Below are 22,604 nucleotides of genomic sequence, written 5' to 3' on the forward strand. Positions count from 1 at the left end.
TCGTGACGAAGATACGGCACTTGCCTCCGACCGGGCTCAGACCGTGAAGACCTCGCGCCGCAGCGCGTCCCAGCTCTCCCGGTCCGTAGCGAGAAGCAGTCCGCCGCTCAAATGCGCCGGCAGGTAGCGTGACCCGTCGAAGCGCGCGGCAAAGGCACCCGCCTCCTCCGCGATCAGCGTGCCGGCAAGATGGTCCCAGGGCATCAGCTTCTGATACATCAGGAAATGCAGATGGCCGGCGGCAAAGATGCGATATTCGTGCGCCGCGCAGCGGTAGCTGGTCGCGATCCGAACCTTCGCGAGGTTGCCCATGACGATGCGGCGATCGTCTTCGCCATAGAAGCCGGTAGAAGCGCCGCCGACCATGTTTGCAAGCGGGACAGCGCCGCTCACCGACAGTCTTTCCTGTGAGCCGTTCGGCCGGCACATCCAGGCGCCGGAACCTTTCTCCGCAATGACCCAATCATTGCCGAGCGGATCGTAGATTATGCCGGCGACGGTCTCGCCCTTGGCGACCACGCTTGCCATTACGCCGAAGAGAGGCATGCCCGCCGCGAAATTGAACGTACCATCGATCGGATCGACGACGATGGCGAGATCAGCATCCGCCAGCTTTTCGATGAGCACCGGATCGGCGGCGACGGATTCCTCGCCGATGAAGACGGCGCCCGGCGCGATCGCATCGATCCGCGACTTGATCAGCCTTTCCGCCGCTTCGTCCGCTTCGGTGACGAGGTCGATCGCCTCGGTCTTCATCCGCACATCGCCGGGTTCAAGATTGCGGAACCGCGGCAGGATTTCCTTGACCGCCGCCTCCTGCAGAAGGTTGGCAAGGGCGGCGATGTCGACGGATCGGCTCATTCTCGGGGCTCCGGGGAAAGGGATTGGAAGTCGAACAGCTTCGGATCGAGGAGATGCGAGGGGTTGGCGTGCCCGAGCGCGCGCAGCATCGTGTCCTTGCGGCCGGGCATGCGCCGCTCGATGTCGGCAAGCATGGCCTTCATCGCATTGCGCTCGAGCCCGTCCTGGGAGCCGCAGAGATCGCAGGGAATAATTGGAAACGCCATCGCCGCGGCAAACCGCGCGAGATCGTCCTCGGCCGCATAGGCGAGCGGCCGCAGCACCATCAGGTCGCCCTCGTCGTTGAGAAGCTTCGCCGGCATGGATGCGAGCCGTCCGCCGTGGAAGAGGTTCATGAAGAACGTCTCGAGGATGTCCTCGCGATGATGCCCGAGCACCAGTGCATCGCAGTCTTCCTCCCGAGCGATGCGGTAGAGATTGCCGCGGCGAAGCCGTGAACAGAGCGAGCAATAGGTCGCCCCCGTCGGCACCTTTTCCTTCACGATCGAATAGGTGTCACGATACTCGATCCGGTGCTTGACGCCGATTGACGACAGATAGTCCGGCAGGATGTGCTTCGGAAAATTCGGTTGCCCCTGATCGAGGTTGCAGGCGATGATCTCGACCGGCAGCAGCCCGCGCCACTGCAGGTCCATCAGCAGCGCTAACAGGCTGTAGCTGTCCTTGCCGCCGGATACGCCGACAAGCCAGCGCTTCGCACCCTTCAGCATGCCGAAATCGTCGAGTGCCTGACGCACCTGCCTGAGCAGACGCTTACGGAGCTTGTTGAAGGAGACGGAGGACGGCATGCGCGAGAACAGCGGATGATTTCCGGCGTGAAAGCCGGTCTTTTCCTCATCGACGGCGATGTTCATCATATCGCGCTCAGACGTTCGTGCGAGTTCCATGGCGTCGGTCTCGGAATGTGCAGGGCATTAATACGGCCGGGGGCTGAACCAGCACTTGCCCGGTCAGCCCCGGAAGATCAAGTGGAAATCGAGCTGCCGCCCCTGCGATTCGGCGCAATGGCCCCTCACCCTAGCCCTCTCCCCGTTTTGACAGGGAGAGGGGACGAGATCGTGGCGCCCTCCCCAGTTACCTGAAAACCCTGCGAGGAAGCGGGAAGCGTGCCGCTTCTCCCTTCGCCCAGCTTGCGGAGGAGAAGGTGGCCGGCAGGCCGGATGAGGGGCCGCGACCTGAAATGATCAAGGCCCGAACACCGACCATCCGGTGCGCGCTGCCAGCATCTCGAGCGCAAGCGAGCCGAGTAGCGAGTTTCCGTTCTCGTTGAGACCCGGTGACCAGACGGCGATCGAGGCCTTGCCCGGCGCAATCGCCATGATGCCGCCGCCGACGCCGCTTTTGGCAGGCAGGCCGACTCGATAGGCGAAATCGCCGGAGCCGTCATAATGGCCGCTGGTCAGCATCAGCGCGTTGATGCGCCGGGCCCGCTGGCGCGAGACGACGGAATGCCCGGTCAGGGGATTGCTCCCGCCGGCGGCGAGGAACAGTCCCGCCTTGGCGAGTTGGCTGCAGGTCATCGCCAAGGCGCAATGGTGGAAATAAACGCCGAGCACATGCTCGGCGGGATGGTCGAGCCGCCCGAAGGAGCGCATGAAATTGGCGAGGGCTAAATTGCGGAAGCCGGTTGCCGTTTCCGAACGCGCAACCTCGTGGTCAATCACGATCGTCTCGTCGTCGGCGAGGTAGCGCACGAACCGGACGATCTCGCCGATCAGTTCCTTCGGCGTGTGGCCGGCGAGGATGAGATCGCTGATGGTGATCGCTCCGGCATTGATGAACGGATTGCGGGGTTTGCCGCCCTCATGTTCGAGCTGGACGATCGAATTGAAGGCCGAACCCGACGGCTCTCGCCCGACGCGGTGCCAAATGTTCTCGCCGTGCTTCCCGAGCGCCAGCGTCAAGGTGAACACTTTGGAGACACTTTGGATCGAGAACGGCACCTCGGCATCGCCGACGCGGTGCAATTCGCCGTCCGTCGTCACGATCGCCATGCCGAAATGCCGCGGATTCACCCGCGCGAGTTGGGGGATATAGTCGGCGACCTTGCCCTCACCGAAACGCGGCGCCAGCTCCCGATGGATGTCGTCAAGGATCAGCTGGAGATCCTGTTGCGCTTTCTGCTCCGACATACGGCACTCCTCGACACTACAGCGCCGCGCGTCTTTCAAGACGCGCAAAGGTCGCTGCAACTCTTTGAATCTGCGCATCGAGATTTCCGAAAATCGGTTCCGATTTTCGGCCCGATGCGCTGGCGTGGGAGAGATCGAGCACGTCTTCCGCCCGCATCCCGCGCCCCAAACATATGAGATTCCGACATCCCTTATAGAAAAACCGCCCGTTTCCGGGCGGTTTCGAAAAATCCAGCGGCCAAGGCCCGGATTAACGCGAATAGAATTCGACGACCAGGTGCGGCTCCATGACGACCGGGTACGGAACGTCGGAGAGGACCGGAATGCGCGCGTAGGTCGCGACCATCTTGTTGTGATCGACTTCTATATAGTCCGGGACGTCGCGCTCGGCGAGCTGCACGGATTCGAGAACCGAGACGAGCTGCTTGGACTTTTCCTTGACCTCGATGACGTCGCCCGGCTTGCAGCGGTAGGAACCGATGTTGACGCGAACGCCGTTGACCTTCACGTGGCCGTGGTTGACGAACTGGCGGGCAGCAAAGACCGTCGGAACGAACTTGGCGCGGTAGACGATCGCGTCGAGGCGCGATTCGAGCAGGCCGACCAGGTTTTCCGGCGTATCGCCTTTGCGGCGGGAAGCTTCGTCGAAGATGGCGCGGAATTGCTTCTCACGAATGTCGCCGTAGTAGCCCTTCAGCTTCTGCTTGGCGCGCAGCTGCACACCGAAGTCGGAGAGCTTGGACTTGCGGCGCTGGCCGTGCTGGCCGGGACCGTATTCGCGACGGTTGACCGGGGACTTCGGACGACCCCAAATGTTTTCGCCCATGCGGCGGTCAATTTTGTACTTGGACGATTCGCGCTTGCTCATCGCATTTCCTTTCAGACAGTTACGCCCGGATTGTTGCCAAACCGGATCAAGGAAACACGCCCTCCTCTGAACCCATTCTCTTGGGCTCTGACAGGCTCTCGCGATCACGCGAACGCGAAAAGCCACGGGACATGTCAAATGAAACACCGGGCATCACTGCCCGGCGTTGGGCGGGTCTTTACGCAGAGGGCGCTGATTTGTCAACGGAATATGACACTTGCGGCACAAATTCCCTGCGGGCTTGCAGCAAGGCTCACTCGGCGGCAGCGCGCCCGGCATTTCCTGCATCGGGCGCATTGGCATCGCCCGGCGCAGTCTCCTTGCCGAGGTCGGGGAAGGCGACGATGCGCTTTCCGGAGAAGTCCGCATGCGTGACGATCAGCCCCTGCTCCTCGAAATAGCCGAGCAACCGTCGGGCGCGACGCGCCGAGTGCGTGCCGTAAGCGCGGGCAATCATGGCATCCGATGGGCACGGCAGACCGCGCACGGCGGCCTGAGCCATCATCAGGAAGACCGCCTGCAGGTCTTCCGTCACTCGGTCGGCGAGCTGAACGGCAGATGCCCAGGCCTCAGTCGCGGCCGTCTCCGGATCGACGCCGGAGCGCGCAACAGCCATCTTGCGGCGGAAGGCGCTCAAGGTAAGCGCCGTCCCCGGCACGCGGCGTATTCGGCAGCGCACGAGAAAGTCCTGATAGAGCTCCGCATCAGGGCGGAAAGCGGCCTCCGGATTTGCGAAGATCTCGGCGAAGAGGCTATCGAACAGGGCCTCCCGCTCCTCCGCCGAAATCTCCGGCTGAGCCGGCTTGATTTCCAGCGGCGCTACCGGTTCGGCGCGCGGACGGGACAGTTCGGCCAGTATGTCGCTCGCCGGGCGCGGCTGCGGCGCCGGGCGGCGAATGACAGGGCGGGCCAGTTCCTCCGGGTCGGGCGTGAAGATCAGGTCTTCCACGTCCTGCGGCGCTTCCGGCAGGGGCATCAGTTTGGGGCTCGTCGAACGCGCCGACGTCTCGACCGAACCGATCGTCACCTTCAGCGGACGGCGCGAAAGCGCCGGTCCGAGCGCCACGAAGGAACCGCGCTTCAGGTCACGGAACATCTCCGCGGTGCGTCGGTCCATGCCGAGGAGATCCGCGGCGCGTTGCATGTCTATATCGAGAAAGGTGCGCCCCATCAGGAAGTTGGACGCTTCCGCCGCGACGTTCTTCGCAAGCTTCGCCAGTCGCTGCGTGGCGATAACCCCGGCAAGCCCGCGCTTGCGGCCGCGGCACATCAGGTTCGTCATGGCACCAAGAGAGATCTTGCGCGCCTCTTCCGACACGTCCCCGCCCACGGAAGGCGCGAACATCTGCGCTTCGTCGACGACGACCAGGACCGGATACCAATAGTCCCGATCCGCATCGAACATCGCATTCAGGAACACGCCGGCGCTGCGCATCTGTTGCTCGATATCCAGCCCCTCGAGCGAAAGCACGCAGGAGACCCGGTGCTGGCGGATGCGGGTTGCAATGCCGATCAGCTCGGCGTCCGTCCGCTCGCCTTCGACGACCACATGCCCGAACCTGTCCGCAAGCGTAACGAAATCGCCCTCGGGATCGATGATGCATTGCTGCACCCAGGGCGCGGACTGTTCGAGCAGGCGACGCAAAAGATGCGACTTGCCGGAGCCGGAGTTACCCTGCACCAGCAGACGCGTCGCCAGAAGCTCTTCGATATCGAGCGAGGCCGAGGTCCCTTCGGACGTCGTTCCCATATCGATGCCGACTTTCATTCCCACCTCTTCGTCACTGACTGATTCGTGGCAGTGGACCACCAAAACGGGCGACACCTAGCATGGAATGTGTCCCGACGTGCTACCGATTGCGGAAACCCACAGGGATTAGTTCGCGACAGAACACGGGCTACGCCGCGAGGCAATCACCGAGGCTTCTGTGGTCCAAGGCGTCTCTCCGCGCCGCCGACGCGGGGCGGCTGGATTCCGGTGACAAGCACAGGTGCCTGCCACGGCGCGTCTGCCCCGTGAGAAACTTGAATCACGCACTGGCGTTCAGCCCAAGCGCTCGATTAGCATCCTCAGAGACAACACCTGGGGTCAGTTTCAATCCAAACCCCTGCATCAGCCTGCGCGTCGCAAAATCCGGCTTGCCGGAGGTGAAGATCGCCGGATCCTCGCCGTTGAGCGGCTCGAAACCGTTCGGCAGCGGAAGCAACGAGCGCGCGCGCCGAGCGATTGCCTCGGCGGGGTCCAGCCAATCGACCGGCCAGGGTGCCAGCCGCCGGAAGACATTGGCCATGAAGGGATAATGGGTGCAGGCGAGCACGACTATGTCGGTCTTCCGCCCGTCAAGTTCCACGAAGCAGGGCGCAATCTCCGCCAGGACGGTTTCGTCCTCGAGCTTTTCGCCGCGAATATAGGCCTCAGCCATGCGCGCCAGGTTTTCCGAACCGACGAGCCGCACGTGACATTGCGCTGCGAAAGACTGGATGAGGTCGCGGGTATAGGCACGCCTCACCGTTCCGGGCGTGGCAAGAACCGCAACAACCCCGGAGCGCGTGCGTTCGGCTGCCGGCTTGACTGCAGGCACCGTGCCGACAAAGGTCATCTCGGGATAGGCGGCACGCAGGTCCGCACCGACCAGGGTGAAGGCCGTGTTGCAGGCGATGATGCAGATTTCCGGTTCGTGTTCGGCCAGCAATCTGCCGAAGAGCGCGATCACGCGCTCCTTCAGGGCGCCCTCCTCCCAACCTCCATAGGGAAAGCCGGCATCATCGGCGACATAGATGAAATGCCGCTCCGGCATCAGGACCCGCGCCTCGCGCAGCACCGTCAGCCCGCCGATGCCGCTGTCGAACACGAGAATGGGTTTCGGTTCAGTCGTCGTCACCGCCGCTCTGCGCTTTCCTGCCGCGGTCCGGCGCTCCCGAACCGCGCGGGTTTTCCCGCGTGAACCGGTCGAGCGAGGAGATGATGCCACGCAGCACCTGGATTTCGGATTCGGTAAAGGATGGCCTTGTCAGGACGGCGCGCAGGTTTTCCATCAACTTCGGTTTTTTGTTGGCGGGGCGGAAGTAGTTGCGCGCCTCCAGCGCCTCCTCCACATGGTCGACGAGACCCTGAAGCTGTTCCTTCGTGGCAGGACGCTGCGCAATCGCCTGGAATGATGTCTCGTCCTCGGAGGCCATGCCGGTCTTCAGCCATTCATAGGACATGAGCAGCACGGCCTGCGCCAGGTTTAGCGACGCGAAAGCAGGATTGACGGGAAAAGTGACGATCTCGTCGGCAAGCGAGACCTCCTCATTGGTCAAGCCTGTACGCTCGCGGCCGAAGATGATCCCAATCGCCTCACCGCCCCTGAAGCGTGTGCGCAACTCACGAGCCGCGACGATCGGCGAGCGCACCGGCTTGAATCCGTCGCGATCGCGTGCGGTGGTCGCATAGACGAAATTAAGGTCCGCGATCGCCTCTTCGAGCGATTCGTAGAGCTTGGCATTGTCGATCACGTGATCGGCTCGGCTTGCGGCGGACCGCGCCTTCTCGTTCGGCCAACCGTCCCGCGGATTGACGAGTCTCAGTTCCGACAGCCCGAAATTCGCCATGGCGCGCGCCACCATGCCGATATTCTCGCCGAGTTGCGGATAGGCGAGAATGATCGCCGGGCCTTCCGTCAAGAGTTCGCGCTCGCTGTTGGTCCCTGCCATGCCCTCGTTGCCTTCGTCTTCGTTCGGCGCCTCCCTCGCACAAATGGCGCGAAAATTAAAGCTGCTTTCGTTCCCGGACCGGCCTTTCGACCACCGATCCATGTACATCGAAAGTTTCGGCCAAGCATGCTTTGCCTTCCGGACCCACGGTGCTATAGGGCTCTGGATTTTTCCACCGGAGGGACATCGAGCCGGTGTCCCGCAAAGCACGAGGCATGTTCATGGCAAAGATCAAGGTCGCCAATCCGGTCGTCGAACTCGACGGCGACGAGATGACCCGCATCATATGGCAGTTCATCAAAGACAAGCTGATCCATCCCTATCTCGACCTTGATCTCGAATATTACGACCTCAGCGTCGAGAACCGCGATGCGACCGAGGACCAGGTGACCGTCGATGCCGCCAATGCCATCAAGAAGCACGGCGTCGGGGTCAAGTGCGCGACGATCACGCCCGACGAGGCACGCGTAGAAGAATTCAACCTCAAGAAGATGTGGAAATCCCCGAACGGGACCATCCGCAACATCCTTGGCGGCGTGATCTTCCGCGAGCCGATCATCTGCAAGAACGTGCCGCGCCTGGTTCCGGGTTGGACCAAGCCGATCATCGTCGGCCGTCACGCTTTCGGCGACCAGTACCGCGCCACCGACTTCAAGTTCCCCGGCAAGGGCAAGCTGTCGGTCAAATTCGTCGGCGACGACGGCCAGACGATCGAACACGAAGTCTATGACGCACCGGGCGCCGGCGTGGCCCTCGCGATGTACAACCTCGACGAATCGATCACCGAGTTCGCCCGCGCTTCCTTCAACTACGGCCTGCAGCGCAAGGTGCCGGTCTATCTCTCGACCAAGAACACGATCCTCAAGGCCTATGACGGCCGCTTCAAGGACATCTTCCAGAAGGTGTTCGACGAGGAGTTCGCCGAGCAGTTCAAGGCTGCCAAGCTCTGGTACGAGCATCGCCTGATCGACGACATGGTCGCCTCGGCGCTCAAGTGGTCCGGCGGCTATGTCTGGGCCTGCAAGAACTATGATGGCGACGTCCAGTCCGACATCGTTGCCCAGGGCTTCGGCTCACTCGGTCTCATGACCTCGGTGCTGATGACGCCGGACGGCAAGACGGTCGAGGCGGAAGCCGCCCACGGAACGGTAACCCGCCACTACCGCCAGCACCAGAAGGGCGAGGAAACCTCGACCAACTCGATCGCCTCGATCTTCGCCTGGACCCGCGGTCTCGCTCACCGCGCCAAGCTCGATGGCAATGCGGAACTGGCGAAGTTTGCAGAGACGCTTGAGCGCGTCTGCGTCGACACCGTCGAAGCGGGCTTCATGACCAAGGACCTCGCCCTGCTGATCGGTCCCGACCAGCCCTGGCTCTCGACCACCGGCTTCCTCGACAAGATCGACGAGAACCTCAGGAAGGCGATGGCCGCCTGAGCGAGCCGCATAGACATCGATCTGGAAACCCGGCCTCGCGCCGGGTTTCTTGTATCGCTTCTCATAATTACAGACGGTGGTCAGCCAATGTTGCTTTTGGGCGACCTCTGTGTGACAGCTACGTAAGCCGAACCGACATGCCGCCATCCACCATGACCCGGGCCTCCCGTCATGAAGCTCGACCGGTCGGAGAGGAGGAAAAGGGCTGCCTGGGCGATTTCCTTCGCGCTCGCCATGCGCTTCATGCGATCAGGCCGCGGCAACGGCAAAGCCGTGTGCCTAAGCCGGCGACCTTAAGGATGAGAGCTATGCCGATGCTCTCGTCGCTCTCGCCGAAAAGAGTTCGGGGGCTGGACGGAGCGTTCAACAATGCCGGCATCGTGGGAGAGTTGGGTCCAATACCCGAATGACGATCGGCAACTGGAACGATGTTACATCGGTCAACCTGACGGCCGCGTTCCTTGTGGCGAAAGCCGGGAAAGAGCGCTGGTGTGAAGACACGATTGCGATCATCGCCGCGGAACGGTCTCGCTGGAGCGCTGAGCACTGCTCAAGTGGCGAAATTCAACTGAACCTTCATCGCGCTCCGGCGATCTCCAGCCAGATCGAAGGCCGCGATCGCCTCATCGACGGGAAAGCTGTGGCTGATCAAGCCGGAAAGGTCCACCTTGCCGTGCGAGATGATCTCCACCGCTTGGCCAAACTCCTCATCGAAGCGGAAGCTGCCGATCACCTCCAGTTCCTTGGTAACGACGGAAGGCAGCGCAAATTGCATCGGCCCGCCCAGGCCGACGGCGACCAGCCGGCCGCGCGGCCGCAGGCAGTCCAGGGCCGTCGCGACAGCGGTGGGATGGCCGGAGCAGTCGAAGGCAACGTCAATCTTGCCCTTGCCTGCCTTCCAGCGATCGAGACCGCTCGCATCAGGGCTCACCACCACAAGATCGTCGGCCCCAAGTCGCCCGGCAGCCACCAGCGGTTCCGGAACGACGTCGCACGCGACGATGCGGGAAGCGCCGGCATGGCGTGCCGCCGCCACGGTCAAGCAACCGATCGGTCCGCAGCCGGACACCAGAACCGTTGCACCGAGCAGCGGGCCCGCGCGCTTGGCGGCGTGCAGGCAAACGGCAAAGGGCTCCGCCAGCGCGGCAGTGCCGGCACCGATCCCGGGACTGACGGGAAACACCCGTTCCTCGGGAACGATAATGCTGTCACGGAACATGCCCTGTGCGTGGGGAAAGCGCATGGCGCTGCCGCTGAACACCATATCGTGGCATTCGTTGCGGAGACCTCGCCGGCATTCTTCGCATCTACCACAGGGCATGGATGGGTTGATCGCAACGAGATCATCCGGCCCGGCGCGCGTCACGCCTTTGCCGGCTGCCGTGATCACGGCAGAGACCTCGTGGCCGAGGATCATCGGCTCCCTCAGGCGCACGGTGCCAAAGCCGCCATGATGATAGTAATGCAGGTCCGAGCCGCAGATCCCGCCTGCGACGACGCGAACGAGCACCTCTCCTTCGCCAGGATCGGCGACCTCCGGCAGCCGTTCCAGTCTGAGATCATGGGCAGCGTGAGCGACCACAGCGCGCATGAGTTTCTCCTCGCGTCAAAGCACTGACAGCATGCCGCCGTCGACGTAGATGATTTGGCCGTTGACATAGTCGGATGCAGAGGAGGCAAGGAAGACCGCCGTGCCGACGAGTTCTTGCGGCTCACCCCAGCGGCCGGCCGGCGTGCGGCTCTTCACCCAGGCGTCGAACTGCGGATCGTTGACGAGCGCCTCGTTCATGTCGGTCAGCATATAGCCGGGCCCGATCGCATTTGCCTGAATGCCGAACTTCGCCCATTCGGCCGCCATTCCCTTTGTCAGGAGCTTCACGCCGCCCTTCGCGGCGGTATAGGGAATGACCGTGGCGCGCGCGACTTCGCTCGTCAGCGAGCCGATGTTGATGATCTTGCCGCGACCACGGGGAATCATCCGACGCGCCGCCTCGCGGCCGACGAGGAAGGCGCTGGTCAGATTGGTGTCGATGACGCCCTGCCAATCGGCAAGTGAAAGCTCGACAAGCGGCTGCCGGTGCTGAATGCCCGCATTATTGACGAGGATGTCGACCTCCAGGCCCTCGTCGTCGAGGCGTTCAAAGGCGTTCCTCACGGCGGACTCACTTGTCACGTCGAAGACCGCCTTCAGTACCTGGTACCCCGCATTCCGCATTTCTTCCGCGACAATCGCCACGGCCTTTTCGTTTCGACCGTTGAGAACGACCCTGGCGCCGGCGTCGCAGAGACCCTCCGCGATGGCGCGACCGAGCCCGCGCGACGATCCGGTCACCAAAGCCGTACGGCCCGTAAGATCGAAGAGTTTGCTGGTCATCGGTATCTCCCTTAAAGCTCCGAGCGGCGGCAGATCAGATCCGGACGCTGATAGACCTCAGGCAGCAGATCCGTGCCGAGCCCCGGACCTTCCATCGGCAGGACGTAACCGTCCTTGATCGTCGGCACGACCGTCACAAGTTCCTTGTACCAACCGGTATAGAAAGCCCGGACCGACTCCTGGATCAGTGTGTTCGGCTGGCTGAAAGAGGCGTGGATTGCCGCTGCAAAACCGACTGGGCCAGTGCAATCATGCGGCGCGAAGGGGCGATGATAAGTATCGGCAAGAGAAGCGATCTTGCGCCCCTCGGTCAGGCCGCCCGTCCAGCAGAGATCGACCATCACCACGTGGGTGGCGTTCCGCTCCAGCATGTCCTTGTAGGGGAAGCGCGATCCGAGCGTCTCGCTCGCACAGACCCAAACGTCCGTAGCCGCCGCATATTCGGCCAGCGCCTGCGGCGAGTTCATGCGGATCGGGTCCTCGTACCAGGTCGGAGCGTAGGGCTCCAGTGCCCGGGCGATCTTCTTGGCGGTGGGAAGATTCCATAGCGAATGGAACTCCACCATGATTTCCATCTTGTCGCCGACGGTCTTGCGGATCTTCTCGAGCGGCTCGATCGCCTTCTTCATTTGCGCCGCCGTGATGAAGAGGCCGCGGTTTTCTTGTGCCGGCGGGTCGAACGGCCAGATCTTCATCGCCGAAATGCCGCTTTCAAGGAGATTTTCGGCGAGCGCACCGGCGTCGCCCATGAAGCCGGCCAGATCTTCATAAGGTCCCTCACCGGCGCCAATGTTCCAGGTGTCCACCGGGCGGATATTGTGGCTGCGGACATAACCGTAACCGGCGCAGGTGTTGTAGACGCGCAGCCTGTCGGTGGCCAATCCGCCGAGCATCTGGTGTACCGGCTGACCGCACACCTTGCCGAAGAGGTCCCAGAGCGCGATGTCGATCGCAGAAGCGGCGCGATATTCAACGCCTGTCGACGCTTGCGCCATCGGGAGGTCGGTCATGACCCGATTGAGCGCCTCGATGCGCAACGGGTCCTGGCCGAGCAGGCGGCCTGCCAAAGTATCGTGAATATGGGCCTCGACAGCCCCGGCGCCGTAGAAGGTCTCGCCAAGGCCAATCGTGCCCTCATCTGTGTGAACGCGAACCCAGAGAACGTTCGAAAACTCTTCCGTTCTCAACGTTTCCAGTGCGGTGATCCTCATGCGCTCCTCCCTTGGCAGTCTGAAACCCCACTCCGGCCTTTTAGGCCTGGCCTCTGCCGCGGGCCGGCGGGTCGGGAATTGACATACTATGATATTCTGTGAAATATCACATCCGATCGCAATACGTTTTCGGAGCGCATTTTGCAAGGGAGACCGCTCAAGGAGAGAGGCAAAGCCGCCAAACCCTCGGCCACTTCCGAGGCTGAAAGCACTTGGCCGATCGAGCATGGGCGCGATCTGACGGCGCTCGCCTACGAGCGGATAGAGGCGCTGTTCGTTTCCATGCGCATCGTGCCGGGCGCGGAAATCCGCACGCAGGACCTTCAGGCAATGGTTGGTATCGGCCGCACGCCGGTGCACCAGGCCGTGCGCAGGCTCGCAGCCGAAACGCTTCTGGAAATTCGTCCACGGAACGGCCTTCGCGTCGCGCCCATCGACCTTTCGAGGGAAAAGCGCCTCGCGGAACTCAGGCGCGATCTCGATCGCTTCGTCACCGCGGCCGCCATTCGCAATATGACCTCCAATGATCGGGCCGCTCTTCATCACCTGAAGAGGAAGCTCGAAGCTGAGGGGCCGGCGATGACGGTCGACAGTTTCAATTTCATCGACAAATCGTTCGACGACCTCCTGATCCGAGCGTCGGGTGAGCGATTTCTTGAACGTGTACTGAGCCCGCTCCACGCCATCGGCCGGCGCAACGGCTACCTGCATCTGACCCATATAAGCGGACTCGATGGCCTCTCGCGCACCGTCGAGCGCCATGTCGCCATCATGGAAGCCGTGCTTGCGGGCGACGCGGAGAGGGCCTGCCAGGCATCGGACGAACTGATCCAGTTCGGCATTTCCATGCTCGTCGAGCTCGAGGAACAGATCGATCCGGCCCTGCTGGACATCCGTTTCTCCACCACCCACAGCGTTGCCGGCCCATTCGCGCCGGCCAGGGCCGGGAGTTCTGCGCCACCCGAATAGAACGCCATACCCACAACGGATCATCCAAGGGAGGAAAGATCATGAGACGTTTTCTGTTCAATACCGCAGCCACGCTCGTGGCGGTGCTCGGCCTGGCCGGCGCGGCCGGCGCACAGGAGTATTCGTTCCGGTTCCAATCATCGGACCCGGCCGGCAACCCCAATTTTGAATACCAGAAGGGCTGGACAGACCTGGTTGCCGAGCGCTCCGGAGGCAAGGTCAAAATCGAGCTTCTGCCAGTCGGCTCGATCGTCGAGTACAATGAAACTCTCGACGCCGTGGCAGGTGGCATTCTGGATGGACAGATCTGCGATTCCTCCTATTGGGCCGGCAAGGACCCGGCCTTCGGCCTGATTTCGAATCCCGTTGGCGCCTGGTCGGACCCGTCGCAGATGATCGATTTCGTCGAAAACGGCGGCGGCAAGGAAATCATGCAAGAACTGCTCGGCTCCTATGGCCTGCACTTCATCGGCGTCTCGACCCCGGGCCTTGAAGCCTTCGTCTCCCGCGTGCCGCTTGACGGCGTCGACGACCTCAAAGGGGTCAAGGTGCGCTCGCCCGAGGGCCCAATTGCAAACGTCTTCGCCGCAGCCGGCGCGGCCCCAGTCAACCTGCCTGCCTCCGAGGTTTACACATCGATCGACAAAGGCGTGGTGGACGCGGCCGACTATTCCGTGTTTTCCGTCAACCAGCAGCAGGGCTTGAACAAGGCGGCGCCGCACCCGGTCTATCCCGGCTTTCACTCCTTGCCGCTCGTCGAAGTGTCGATGAACAAGGCGAAATGGGACGAATTGCCCGACGACATCAAGAAGATGCTCGAGGAAACGGTCAAGGAATTCCAGCAAACCCAGATCGAGGGGTTGAAGAAGGCTGATCAGGCCGCACTTGAGGAAGCGAAGGCTGATGGATCCATAACCGTGCACGACTGGTCAGCCGAGGAGCGGGCGAAGTTCCGCAAGATCGCCGTTGCGGAATGGGAGCGGGTGGCCAAGAGTTCGCCGATGGCGCAGAAGGTCTTTGATACCCTGACCGGCTATCTGAAAGAAAACGGCCTGCTTTAATCCGAATACCGGGCGGCCCGCCGAATGGGCCGCCCTCCTCCTTGATATGGCTAGGGAGAGAGGCCATGAGCGATCACGCCCGTACGAGGGAATTGATAGATCTGGCGGCGACAAGTGAAGGCATCGGCGCTCCGGCTCCCGAAGCCGGTCTTATGGGTCGAATGGTGGATAAGACCGGGTATATTTTCGCAGCCGGCATCGTTGCAGCCGCGCTCATCCTCCTGATGGAGGTTTTTCTACGCTATGTCCTCAACAGTCCGACGATATGGGCACATGAGACGACGGTCTTCCTTTGCGGGTCCGCTTTTGTTTTCGGAGGGCTCTATTGTACCTGCCGAGACAGCCATATCCGCGTGGTTCTCATATATGACCACTTGTCTTCACGTGCGAGACGGATCGCTGATGTCGCGATCTCCGTGGTTTGCGCGCTCGCAAGCGGCTTTTTCGCCTATGCCGCCTACCACATGGTGACGCGCGCGGTCTTCGCCCCATCCGGCGAGATACGCCTCGAAACGACGGGGAGCGCCTGGAGCGCACCGACCCCTGCCCTGATCAAGATCTTCATTTTCATCACGATGATCTTGCTGGTCCTGCAATTCTTGATCCTGGCCTTCAATTACGCACGCAGCGGTCAGGGAGATTAGCCCATGACAGATTTTCTCGACTTCGGCCTCAACCTTCAGGCGCTCGGGATTGGTTGGGGCACGATCGTGATGTTCGTGCTCATGGTCGGCTTGCTTTTGACCGGCATGCCGCTGGCCTTTGTGACATTGCTTGTGGCGCTCATCTTTGCCCTCGGCTGGTTCGGCCCGATGTCGATCCCGCTGATCACCAGCCGCGTCTATTCTTTCGTCATGAACTTCGTGTTCGTCTCCGTGCCGATGTTCGTGCTGATGGCGGCGATCCTCGATCGTTCCGGTATCGCGCGCGATCTGTTCGACGCGATGAAGCTCTTCGCCGGCCGTATCCGCGGCGGTGTCGCCGTACAGACCGTTTTCGTCTCGGTCATTCTCGCCGCCATGAGCGGCATCATTGGCGGTGAGATCGTCCTGCTCGGCCTCATCGCCCTGCCCCAGATGCTGCGCCTCGGCTACGACCGGAGCCTGGCGATCGGCGTCGTCTGTGCCGGCGGGTCGCTCGGGACGATGATCCCGCCGTCGATCGTTCTGATTATCTACGGCCTGACCGCCAACGTCTCGATCGGAGAGCTGTTCACGGCCGCGTTCATCCCCGGCTTCATGCTGGCCATGTTCTATGTCGTCTACATCCTGGCGCGCGCCTATTTCACGCCTCATGTGGCGCCGCCAGCCGACGCGACGCCGATCCCAACTGCCGAAAAGATCCGCCTTCTCAAGGGATTGGCCTTGCCGATCCTCGTGGTCTTCATCGTGCTCGGCTCGATCTATGGCGGCATCGCCTCGGTAACCGAAGCCTCCGCCATCGGCGTCGGCGGCGTGGTGCTGTCAACAATCCTGCGCGGGGAGTTCTCCTACGCGCTGCTGCGCGGCGCGGCGATGCAGACATTGGCGACCGTCGGCATGATCGTCTGGATCGGCATCGGTGCGACGGCGATTGTCGGTGTCTACAATCTCATGGGCGGGGTCAACTTCGTATCCGGCCTCATCACCGGCATCTCCGACAACCCAACGGTCATCATTCTCTTCATGATGGTCATTCTCTTCGTGCTGGGCGCCTTCCTTGACTGGGTCGGCATCGCCCTGCTCACGATGCCGATCTTCGTGCCGATCATCAAATCGCTCGGCATGGATCCGGTCTGGTTCGGCGTGCTCTTCTGCATGAACATGCAGGTTTCTTTCCTTTCCCCGCCATTCGGCCCCGCCGCGTTTTACCTCAAGTCGGTCGCCCCGCCGGGCATCACGCTTGGTGTCATTTTCAAATCCCTGCTACCGTTCATTATGCTTCAGATGCTTGCGATTGCGGTGCTCATAGCTTTTCCAGGGATAACGGGGCGGTAAGCCCGAAGCGGTAACGTCAAATCTGAAGAAGCGCCGGCCTGCGCAACGGAAGCCATGCAAGTAGTGGCACGACGGTTGATCTGCTCCCATTGATCGTCGCGAAGCACCTCGCCTTCAAAGCCCGCACCAACAGCCAGCTTTGACGCTGATGATCCAGATCATCGAACACTATTCGCCAGCGGAGTTCTTCGGTTATCCGCAGCACGAGCGAACATATTGGATTGGGCTGCGCCCTGCGCCCACTTGCCGGACCGGCGCTCCACGAAAGGCAGGTGTCTCCCGCAAACTGTTCGTTCCGTTCTTAAACGGCTGCCTTCCACGCAAAACAGAAATCTGTCGCCAGGCGTTAGACTTCTCCATAGAATACGCATGCCCCACATCATAGGCACTCCCGACGTCGGGAGAGGAAACGCCTGCCAGCGCCGATCCGCCTGCCCTTGAGGAGAAGGTCGCGGCACGGCACATCGCCGACCCTTTAATGAGGAATGGGGACCGGTAAAAATGACGACCCGGCCGGTAAGGCTGCTAGCCTCCGATCTAGATGGAACGCTGCTCGGCAACGAGGCGGCGGCCGAACGCTTCTCACGCCGCTGGCATGCGCTGAACCGAGACGAGCGGCCGCTCCTCGTCTATAACAGCGCGCGCACCGCTGACGACATGCTGTCTCTCGTCGAAGCAAGGATTCTGCCGAGGCCAGACTACGTGATCGGCGGTGTCGGCACGGTGATTGCCGACATGTTCATACCGGGCCCGCTCCAGGCTTTCATCGAGGAACTTGGCCCTCCTTTCGAGTCGCAAGCGATCGCTGCCGTCATGGACTCGATCATGGGCGCCGCTCCTCAGCCGCAATCGCACCAGCTCCCTCATAAGAAAAGCTGGCATCTGCCTGAGGCCGCGGAAGCGACAATCCGCGAGATCGCCATGCTCTTCGCCGCCGCAGGACTGGATGTGAAGCTTGTCTATTCCAGTCGCCGCGACCTCGACATCCTGCCACCGGCCGGCGGAAAGGGCAGCGCGCTCGGCTGGATCTGCCGTCGGTTATCGATCCCCCTCGACGAGGTCGTTGTCGCCGGAGACAGTGGCAACGACCGGGAGGTGTTCGAGATGCCCCATGTCCGCGGCGTCGTGGTCGCCAATGCACTTTCCGAACTCCGCGACGCGGCATCGCTCCACCGCCGGCACTTTCTGGCATCGAGTTGCCATGCGGATGGCGTTATCGAAGGCCTGAGACATTGGGGCGTGCTGCGATGAACGGGCTCTGCCTCTACTTCAGCCGCAGGTAGATCTCCGAGTTCCGTCGGGGCGACCTCGCGCGCGTCGTTCGAACATCGGGCTGTCACGGTTTTCGGGGCCGGACTGCGGCAGCCAAGTGCCAAACAGCGCCGTGCGTCCTTCAGGACACACAAAGATCGCTGCAAGTTTTGAATCGACGCGTGGTGCTTTCCGAAGAGCGGGTACAGTAACGCCAGCACCGGCTGTATCCTGCTTGTGCGGCGGCGCGACTCAGATACGCTAAGCATGCGCCCTGCACGTTCAATCCCGCAACGCGCGGCGTCCGGAAAAGCCTCGCCGATGCCCGATACCATGGTTCCGAAAACTTTCAGCGTCTTTGCCGAGGGCTATGATCTTGCGCGGCTGAAAGCTGATGCCTTTGCCGGCCTGACGGTCGCCATCGTCGCCCTGCCGCTTTCGATGGCGATCGCCATCGCTTCTGGGGTCACGCCCGATCGCGGGCTCTACACGGCAATCATCGGCGGTTTCCTCGTCTCGCTTCTCGGCGGCAGCCGCGTGCAGATCGGCGGGCCGGCCGGCGCTTTCATCGTGCTGGTCGCTGCGACGGTGACGCGACACGGCGTTGACGGTCTCCTGTTGGCAACCGCCATGAGCGGTCTGATGCTGGTCGCCGCCGGCTATTTGCGGCTTGGACAATACATCAAGCTCATTCCCTATCCGGTCACCGTCGGCTTCACCGCCGGAATTGCCGTGATCATCTTTGCAAGTCAGCTGCGCGATCTCTTCGGCTTGACCCTGACAGGAGCCGAGCCAGGCGCCATCGTCGACAAGGTCGTCGAGCTTGCCCGGGCGGCCGACACGGTCAACTGGGCGTCCGTACTGACCGCGGCCCTGACGATCGGCGTCATCCTCGCGCTCCGGCGAGCAAGGCCTCATTGGCCCGGCATGTTGATCGCGGTTGCCGCGGCGTCGGTCGGCGTCGCTCTGCTGCAATTGCCGGCAGAAACGATCGGCACGCGTTTCGGCGGAATTCCGCCGGGTCTGCCGCTGCCCGCCCTGCCACCGCTTTCGCTGGACAAGTTGGTCGCCGTTTTCCCGGACGCCGTTTCCTTTGCCCTTCTCGGAGCGATCGAGTCTCTGCTTTCGGCGGTGGTCGCCGACGGCATGACCGGCCGCAGACACCGTTCAAGCATCGAGCTGATCGCGCAAGGGCTCGCGAATATCTGCTCGGCCCTGTTCGGTGGAATCTGCGTGACCGGCACCATCGCGCGAACGGCGACGAACGTGCGCGCCGGCGGCACGAGCCCGGTCTCGGGCATGCTGCACGCGGTCTTTCTTCTTCTCTTCATGTTGCTGGCGGCGCCGCTCGCAAGCTATATCCCGCTTGCCGCACTTGCCGGGGTACTCTCCATCGTCGCCTGGAACATGATCGAGAAGCCGGCCTTCATGGCGCTGTTGCGATCCTCCTATGGCGACGCGGTAGTCCTCCTCGCCACCTTCCTGATCGTCGTTTTCCGCGAGTTGACGGAAGGCATCGTGATCGGCTTCGCCCTTGGCGCCGTCCTGTTCATCGATCGCATGGCAAAGAGCATCTCTGTCGGCGAGACCACGCCCCTGGCACTTGTGAAGCCGGGAAATGGTGAGAAGGAGCATCCGGTCGTCGCAGACGACCCCAATACAGTCATCTACCGCATCTCCGGCATCTTCTTCTTCGGCTCCGCTGCCACCGTCGGCACCGTTCTCGATCGCATCGCCGACCAGCGCCGGAATTTCATTCTCGACTGCTCCGAAGTCCCCTTCATGGATTCGACGGCTGCCAATGTCATCGAAGGGACGCTCCGGAAGGCGGAACGAAGCGGCGTGCGCTTCATCATCACCGGAGCCAGGTCGCAGGTCCGCCGCACGCTTTACCAGCACCACGTCCGCCCGCCGCGGGTCCTGATGCGCGCCTCGGTCCCGGCGGCACTCGAGTCCATCCGTGCCGAAAAGACCGCATGAACAAAAAAGGGCGCCGTTGCAGCGGGCGCCCTTTTCTTTCGAATGATGTCCCGGCTCAGCCGGCCAGTGCAAGCGCCACTGCCTCGATCGCCTCGGCTGCACGACCGCCGTCCGGGCCGCCCGCCTGAGCCATGTCCGGCCGACCGCCCCCGCCTTTGCCGCCGAGCGCGGCCGAAGCGACACGCACCAGATCGACGGCGCTGACCTTCGCGGTCAGATCGTCGGTGACAGCGACGACAGCACTTGCCTTGCCGTCGCCAGATACACCGACGAAGGCGACGACGCCGGAGCCGAGCGTCTTCTTGCCGTCGTCGGCGAGGCTCTTCAGATCCTTCGGCTCGACCCCGGACACGACTCTGCCGAGGAAGCGGACGCCACCGATCTCGCGGGCTGCGTCACCCGAGCCGTTCTGGCCGTCGCCGGCAAGCGCGAGCTTCTTCTTCGCCTCGGTCAGTTCCCGCTCGAGCTTGCGCCGCTCGTCGAGAAGCGCCTCGACGCGGCCGAGAACGTCGGCCGGCTGAACCTTGAGTGCCGCCGCCAAGGTTTTCACCCGCTCGTCCTGCTCATTAAGGTAGGCGCGGGCCGCCTCGCCGGTCAGCGCTTCGAGGCGGCGAACCCCGGCACCGACGGCACTTTCCGAGACGACACGGATCAGGCCGATGTCGCCGGTCGCGGAGACGTGTGTGCCGCCGCAGAGTTCGACCGAATAGGGCTTTCCGGCCTTCGAACCGCGAATGCCCTCACCCATCGCCACCACGCGAACTTCGTCGCCATATTTCTCACCGAAGAGAGCCATCGCGCCCTCGGCGATCGCGTCGTCCACGCTCATCAGGCGAGTCGTGACCGGAGTGTTCTGAACGACGATCTCGTTCGCCATCTCCTCGACGACCTTGAGCTCTTCGGCCGTCATCGGCTTCGGATGCGACACGTCGAAACGCAGGCGTTCGGGTGCGACGAGCGACCCCTTCTGCGCCACGTGGGTGCCGAGGACCTCGCGCAGCGCCTCATGCAGCAGATGCGTTGCCGAATGGTTGGCGCGCAGGCGCGTGCGGCGCGCATGATCCACCGTCAGGGCGGCGGCTTCGCCGGTTTTCACGCTGCCTTCCGCAACCACGCAGTAGTGAACGAAGAGCCCCTCGCCTCGCTTTTGCGTGTCGGTCACAGTCAGCTTGCCCGTTTCCGTGGTGATGACGCCGGTATCGCCGATCTGGCCGCCCGACTCTCCATAGAAGGGTGTCTGGTTCAGGATCACCTGAATTCTTTCACCCCGGCTCGCGGAGTCGACGATCGTACCATCGCGAACGATAGCCTGGATCACGCCCTCGGCCGTTTCCGTGTCGTAGCCGAGGAAGTCCGTGGCGCCGTGCTTTTCCTTGAGTTCGAACCAGATGGTCTCGGTCGCGGCTTCGCCGGAACCGGCCCAATTGGCACGCGCTTCCGCCTTCTGCCGTTCCATGGCGGCGGCGAAAGCATCCGTGTCGACGGTGATGCCCTTGGCGCGTAGCGCGTCCTGTGTCAGATCGAGCGGGAATCCGTAGGTGTCGTAAAGCTTGAACGCGGTTTCGCCATCGAACTGATCGCCTTCGGAGAGACCGGCCGAGGCGTCCGAGAGAAGAATGAGGCCGCGTTCCAGCGTCTTGCGGAAACGGGTCTCTTCGAGTTTCAGCGTTTCGGAGATCAGCGCTTCGGCCCGCACCAGCTCCGGATAAGCACGGCCCATCTGACCGACCAGCGCCGGGAGAAGCTTCCACATCAGCGGTTGCTCAGCGCCGAGCAACTGAGCATGGCGCATGGCGCGGCGCATGATACGGCGCAGCACGTAACCGCGGCCCTCATTCGACGGCAGCACGCCGTCGGCGATCAGGAAGGCGGAAGAACGCAGATGGTCGGCAATGACGCGATGGCTTGCACGCCTTTCGCCCTCGGCCTTGACGCCGGTCGCTTCTTCCGAAGCCGCGATCAACGCCCGGAAAAGGTCAATGTCGTAGTTGTCGTGCTGGCCCTGCAGGACTGCCGCGACACGTTCCAGGCCCATGCCGGTATCGATCGAGGGACGCGGCAGGTCGACACGCTCCTCTTTCGTCACCTGCTCGTATTGCATGAAGACGAGGTTCCAGATTTCGATGAAGCGGTCGCCATTCTCTTCGGCCGAGCCCGGCGGGCCGCCCCAGATCTCTTCGCCGTGGTCGTAGAAGATTTCCGAGCACGGGCCGCAGGGGCCGGTATCGCCCATGGCCCAGAAATTGTCGCTCGTCGGAATGCGGATGATGCGATCGTCGCCGAGGCCGGCGATCTTCTTCCAGAGGTCATAGGCTTCGTCATCGGTGTGATAGACGGTGACGAGCAACCGCTTCGCATCGAGCCCGTATTCCTTGGTGATCAGGTTCCAGGCAAGCTCGATCGCGCGTTCCTTGAAATAGTCGCCGAAGGAGAAATTGCCGAGCATCTCGAAAAAGGTGTGATGACGCGCGGTATAGCCGACATTGTCGAGGTCATTGTGCTTGCCACCGGCGCGCACGCATTTCTGCGCAGTCGCCGCCGTGGAATAGGGACGCTGTTCCAGCCCGGTGAAGACGTTCTTGAACTGCACCATGCCGGCATTGGTGAACATCAATGTCGGATCGTTGCGCGGCACCAGGGGGCTCGACGGCACGATCTCGTGGCCGTTCTTGCGGAAATAGTCGAGAAACATCGACCGGATTTCATTCACGCCGCTCATCTTGCGTCCTATCTGTGCACAATCCGGCCGCAAGCGCAGGTGTCGCGCGCTCAGTGCCGTAACCTTCAAC

The 22,604-nt window shown here is 62.4% G+C and carries 18 protein-coding genes and 1 pseudogene; 7 read left to right on the forward strand and 12 right to left on the reverse strand.

The window, feature by feature from the left end:
* Nucleotides 1-36: 36 nt before the first annotated feature.
* The 7 genes from SJ05684_RS07985 to SJ05684_RS08015 form a co-directional block, all read right to left on the reverse strand.
* Nucleotides 37-861 (reverse strand): inositol monophosphatase family protein, encoded by an 825-nt coding sequence (locus tag SJ05684_RS07985; protein WP_034854927.1) that lies wholly within the window; start codon nt 859-861, stop codon nt 37-39.
* The gene (gene ttcA, locus SJ05684_RS07990; protein WP_034854928.1) at nt 858-1,748 is read right to left on the reverse strand and encodes a tRNA 2-thiocytidine(32) synthetase TtcA; all 891 of its coding nucleotides are present in this window, start codon (nt 1,746-1,748) and stop codon (nt 858-860) included. Before ttcA ends, SJ05684_RS07985 begins: the two co-directional genes overlap by 4 nt.
* Before the next feature lie 297 nt (nt 1,749-2,045).
* On the reverse strand, nt 2,046-2,993 hold the full coding sequence (locus SJ05684_RS07995; RefSeq protein ID WP_034854929.1) for a glutaminase: 948 nt from the start codon (nt 2,991-2,993) through the stop codon (nt 2,046-2,048).
* A 250-nt stretch (nt 2,994-3,243) separates the two neighbouring features.
* Nucleotides 3,244-3,861 carry a 30S ribosomal protein S4 gene (gene rpsD, locus SJ05684_RS08000; protein WP_034854930.1) on the reverse strand — a complete coding sequence of 206 codons (618 nt, stop codon included), beginning with the start codon at nt 3,859-3,861 and terminating at the stop codon, nt 3,244-3,246.
* A gap of 253 nt (nt 3,862-4,114) precedes the next feature.
* Nucleotides 4,115-5,629 carry a helicase HerA domain-containing protein gene (locus tag SJ05684_RS08005; RefSeq protein ID WP_034854931.1) on the reverse strand — a complete coding sequence of 505 codons (1,515 nt, stop codon included), beginning with the start codon at nt 5,627-5,629 and terminating at the stop codon, nt 4,115-4,117.
* Nucleotides 5,630-5,891: 262 nt separating this feature from the next.
* Nucleotides 5,892-6,743 carry a glutamate racemase gene (gene murI, locus SJ05684_RS08010; protein WP_050980015.1) on the reverse strand — a complete coding sequence of 284 codons (852 nt, stop codon included), beginning with the start codon at nt 6,741-6,743 and terminating at the stop codon, nt 5,892-5,894.
* Nucleotides 6,730-7,557 carry an RNA methyltransferase gene (locus SJ05684_RS08015; protein ID WP_034854954.1) on the reverse strand — a complete coding sequence of 276 codons (828 nt, stop codon included), beginning with the start codon at nt 7,555-7,557 and terminating at the stop codon, nt 6,730-6,732. Before SJ05684_RS08015 ends, murI begins: the two co-directional genes overlap by 14 nt.
* A 221-nt stretch (nt 7,558-7,778) precedes the next feature.
* Here SJ05684_RS08015 and SJ05684_RS08020 point away from each other — a divergent pair, with 221 nt between their 5' ends.
* On the forward strand, nt 7,779-8,993 hold the full coding sequence (locus SJ05684_RS08020) for an NADP-dependent isocitrate dehydrogenase (RefSeq protein ID WP_034854955.1): 1,215 nt from the start codon (nt 7,779-7,781) through the stop codon (nt 8,991-8,993).
* Between the two features lie 118 nt (nt 8,994-9,111).
* Here SJ05684_RS08020 and SJ05684_RS30320 read toward each other — a convergent pair.
* The 4 genes and pseudogenes from SJ05684_RS30320 to SJ05684_RS08040 all read right to left on the reverse strand — a co-directional run.
* Nucleotides 9,112-9,238 (reverse strand): annotated as a pseudogene (locus tag SJ05684_RS30320) (SDR family oxidoreductase); the annotation flags it as partial.
* A 305-nt stretch (nt 9,239-9,543) separates the two neighbouring features.
* A complete protein-coding gene (locus tag SJ05684_RS08030; protein ID WP_034854932.1) occupies nt 9,544-10,584 on the reverse strand; it encodes an L-idonate 5-dehydrogenase in 1,041 nt (346 codons plus the stop codon).
* 15 nt (nt 10,585-10,599) lie between these two features.
* Nucleotides 10,600-11,367, reverse strand: coding sequence for an SDR family oxidoreductase (locus tag SJ05684_RS08035; protein ID WP_034854933.1), 768 nt, complete (start codon nt 11,365-11,367; stop codon nt 10,600-10,602).
* 11 nt (nt 11,368-11,378) lie between these two features.
* Complete coding sequence (locus SJ05684_RS08040) at nt 11,379-12,578, reverse strand: mandelate racemase/muconate lactonizing enzyme family protein (protein ID WP_034854934.1); 1,200 nt, start codon at nt 12,576-12,578, stop codon at nt 11,379-11,381.
* Nucleotides 12,579-12,719: 141 nt separating this feature from the next.
* Here SJ05684_RS08040 and SJ05684_RS08045 point away from each other — a divergent pair, with 141 nt between their 5' ends.
* The 6 genes from SJ05684_RS08045 (at nt 12,720) to SJ05684_RS08070 (ending at nt 19,815) form a co-directional block, all read left to right on the forward strand.
* The gene (locus SJ05684_RS08045) at nt 12,720-13,547 is read left to right on the forward strand and encodes a GntR family transcriptional regulator (protein WP_244426639.1); all 828 of its coding nucleotides are present in this window, start codon (nt 12,720-12,722) and stop codon (nt 13,545-13,547) included.
* Nucleotides 13,548-13,588: 41 nt separating this feature from the next.
* Nucleotides 13,589-14,608, forward strand: a complete 1,020-nt coding sequence (locus tag SJ05684_RS08050) for a TRAP transporter substrate-binding protein (RefSeq protein ID WP_034854935.1) — start codon at nt 13,589-13,591, stop codon at nt 14,606-14,608.
* Nucleotides 14,609-14,673: 65 nt separating this feature from the next.
* Nucleotides 14,674-15,252, forward strand: a complete 579-nt coding sequence (locus tag SJ05684_RS08055; RefSeq protein WP_050980016.1) for a TRAP transporter small permease subunit — start codon at nt 14,674-14,676, stop codon at nt 15,250-15,252.
* A 3-nt stretch (nt 15,253-15,255) separates the two neighbouring features.
* On the forward strand, nt 15,256-16,584 hold the full coding sequence (locus tag SJ05684_RS08060; protein ID WP_034854936.1) for a TRAP transporter large permease: 1,329 nt from the start codon (nt 15,256-15,258) through the stop codon (nt 16,582-16,584).
* Between the two features lie 501 nt (nt 16,585-17,085).
* Nucleotides 17,086-17,835 carry an HAD-IIB family hydrolase gene (locus tag SJ05684_RS08065; protein ID WP_034854937.1) on the forward strand — a complete coding sequence of 250 codons (750 nt, stop codon included), beginning with the start codon at nt 17,086-17,088 and terminating at the stop codon, nt 17,833-17,835.
* Nucleotides 17,836-18,156: 321 nt separating this feature from the next.
* Nucleotides 18,157-19,815 (forward strand): SulP family inorganic anion transporter, encoded by a 1,659-nt coding sequence (locus SJ05684_RS08070; protein WP_034854938.1) that lies wholly within the window; start codon nt 18,157-18,159, stop codon nt 19,813-19,815.
* Between the two features lie 55 nt (nt 19,816-19,870).
* On the opposite strand, the gene alaS is transcribed toward SJ05684_RS08070, so the two are convergent.
* Nucleotides 19,871-22,534, reverse strand: a complete 2,664-nt coding sequence (gene alaS / locus SJ05684_RS08075; protein WP_034854939.1) for an alanine--tRNA ligase — start codon at nt 22,532-22,534, stop codon at nt 19,871-19,873.
* Nucleotides 22,535-22,604: the final 70 nt, after the last annotated feature.

Origin of the sequence: Sinorhizobium sojae CCBAU 05684 (assembly GCF_002288525.1) — a bacterium.
In the GTDB taxonomy this organism is placed as follows: Bacteria; Pseudomonadota; Alphaproteobacteria; order Rhizobiales; family Rhizobiaceae; genus Sinorhizobium; species Sinorhizobium sojae.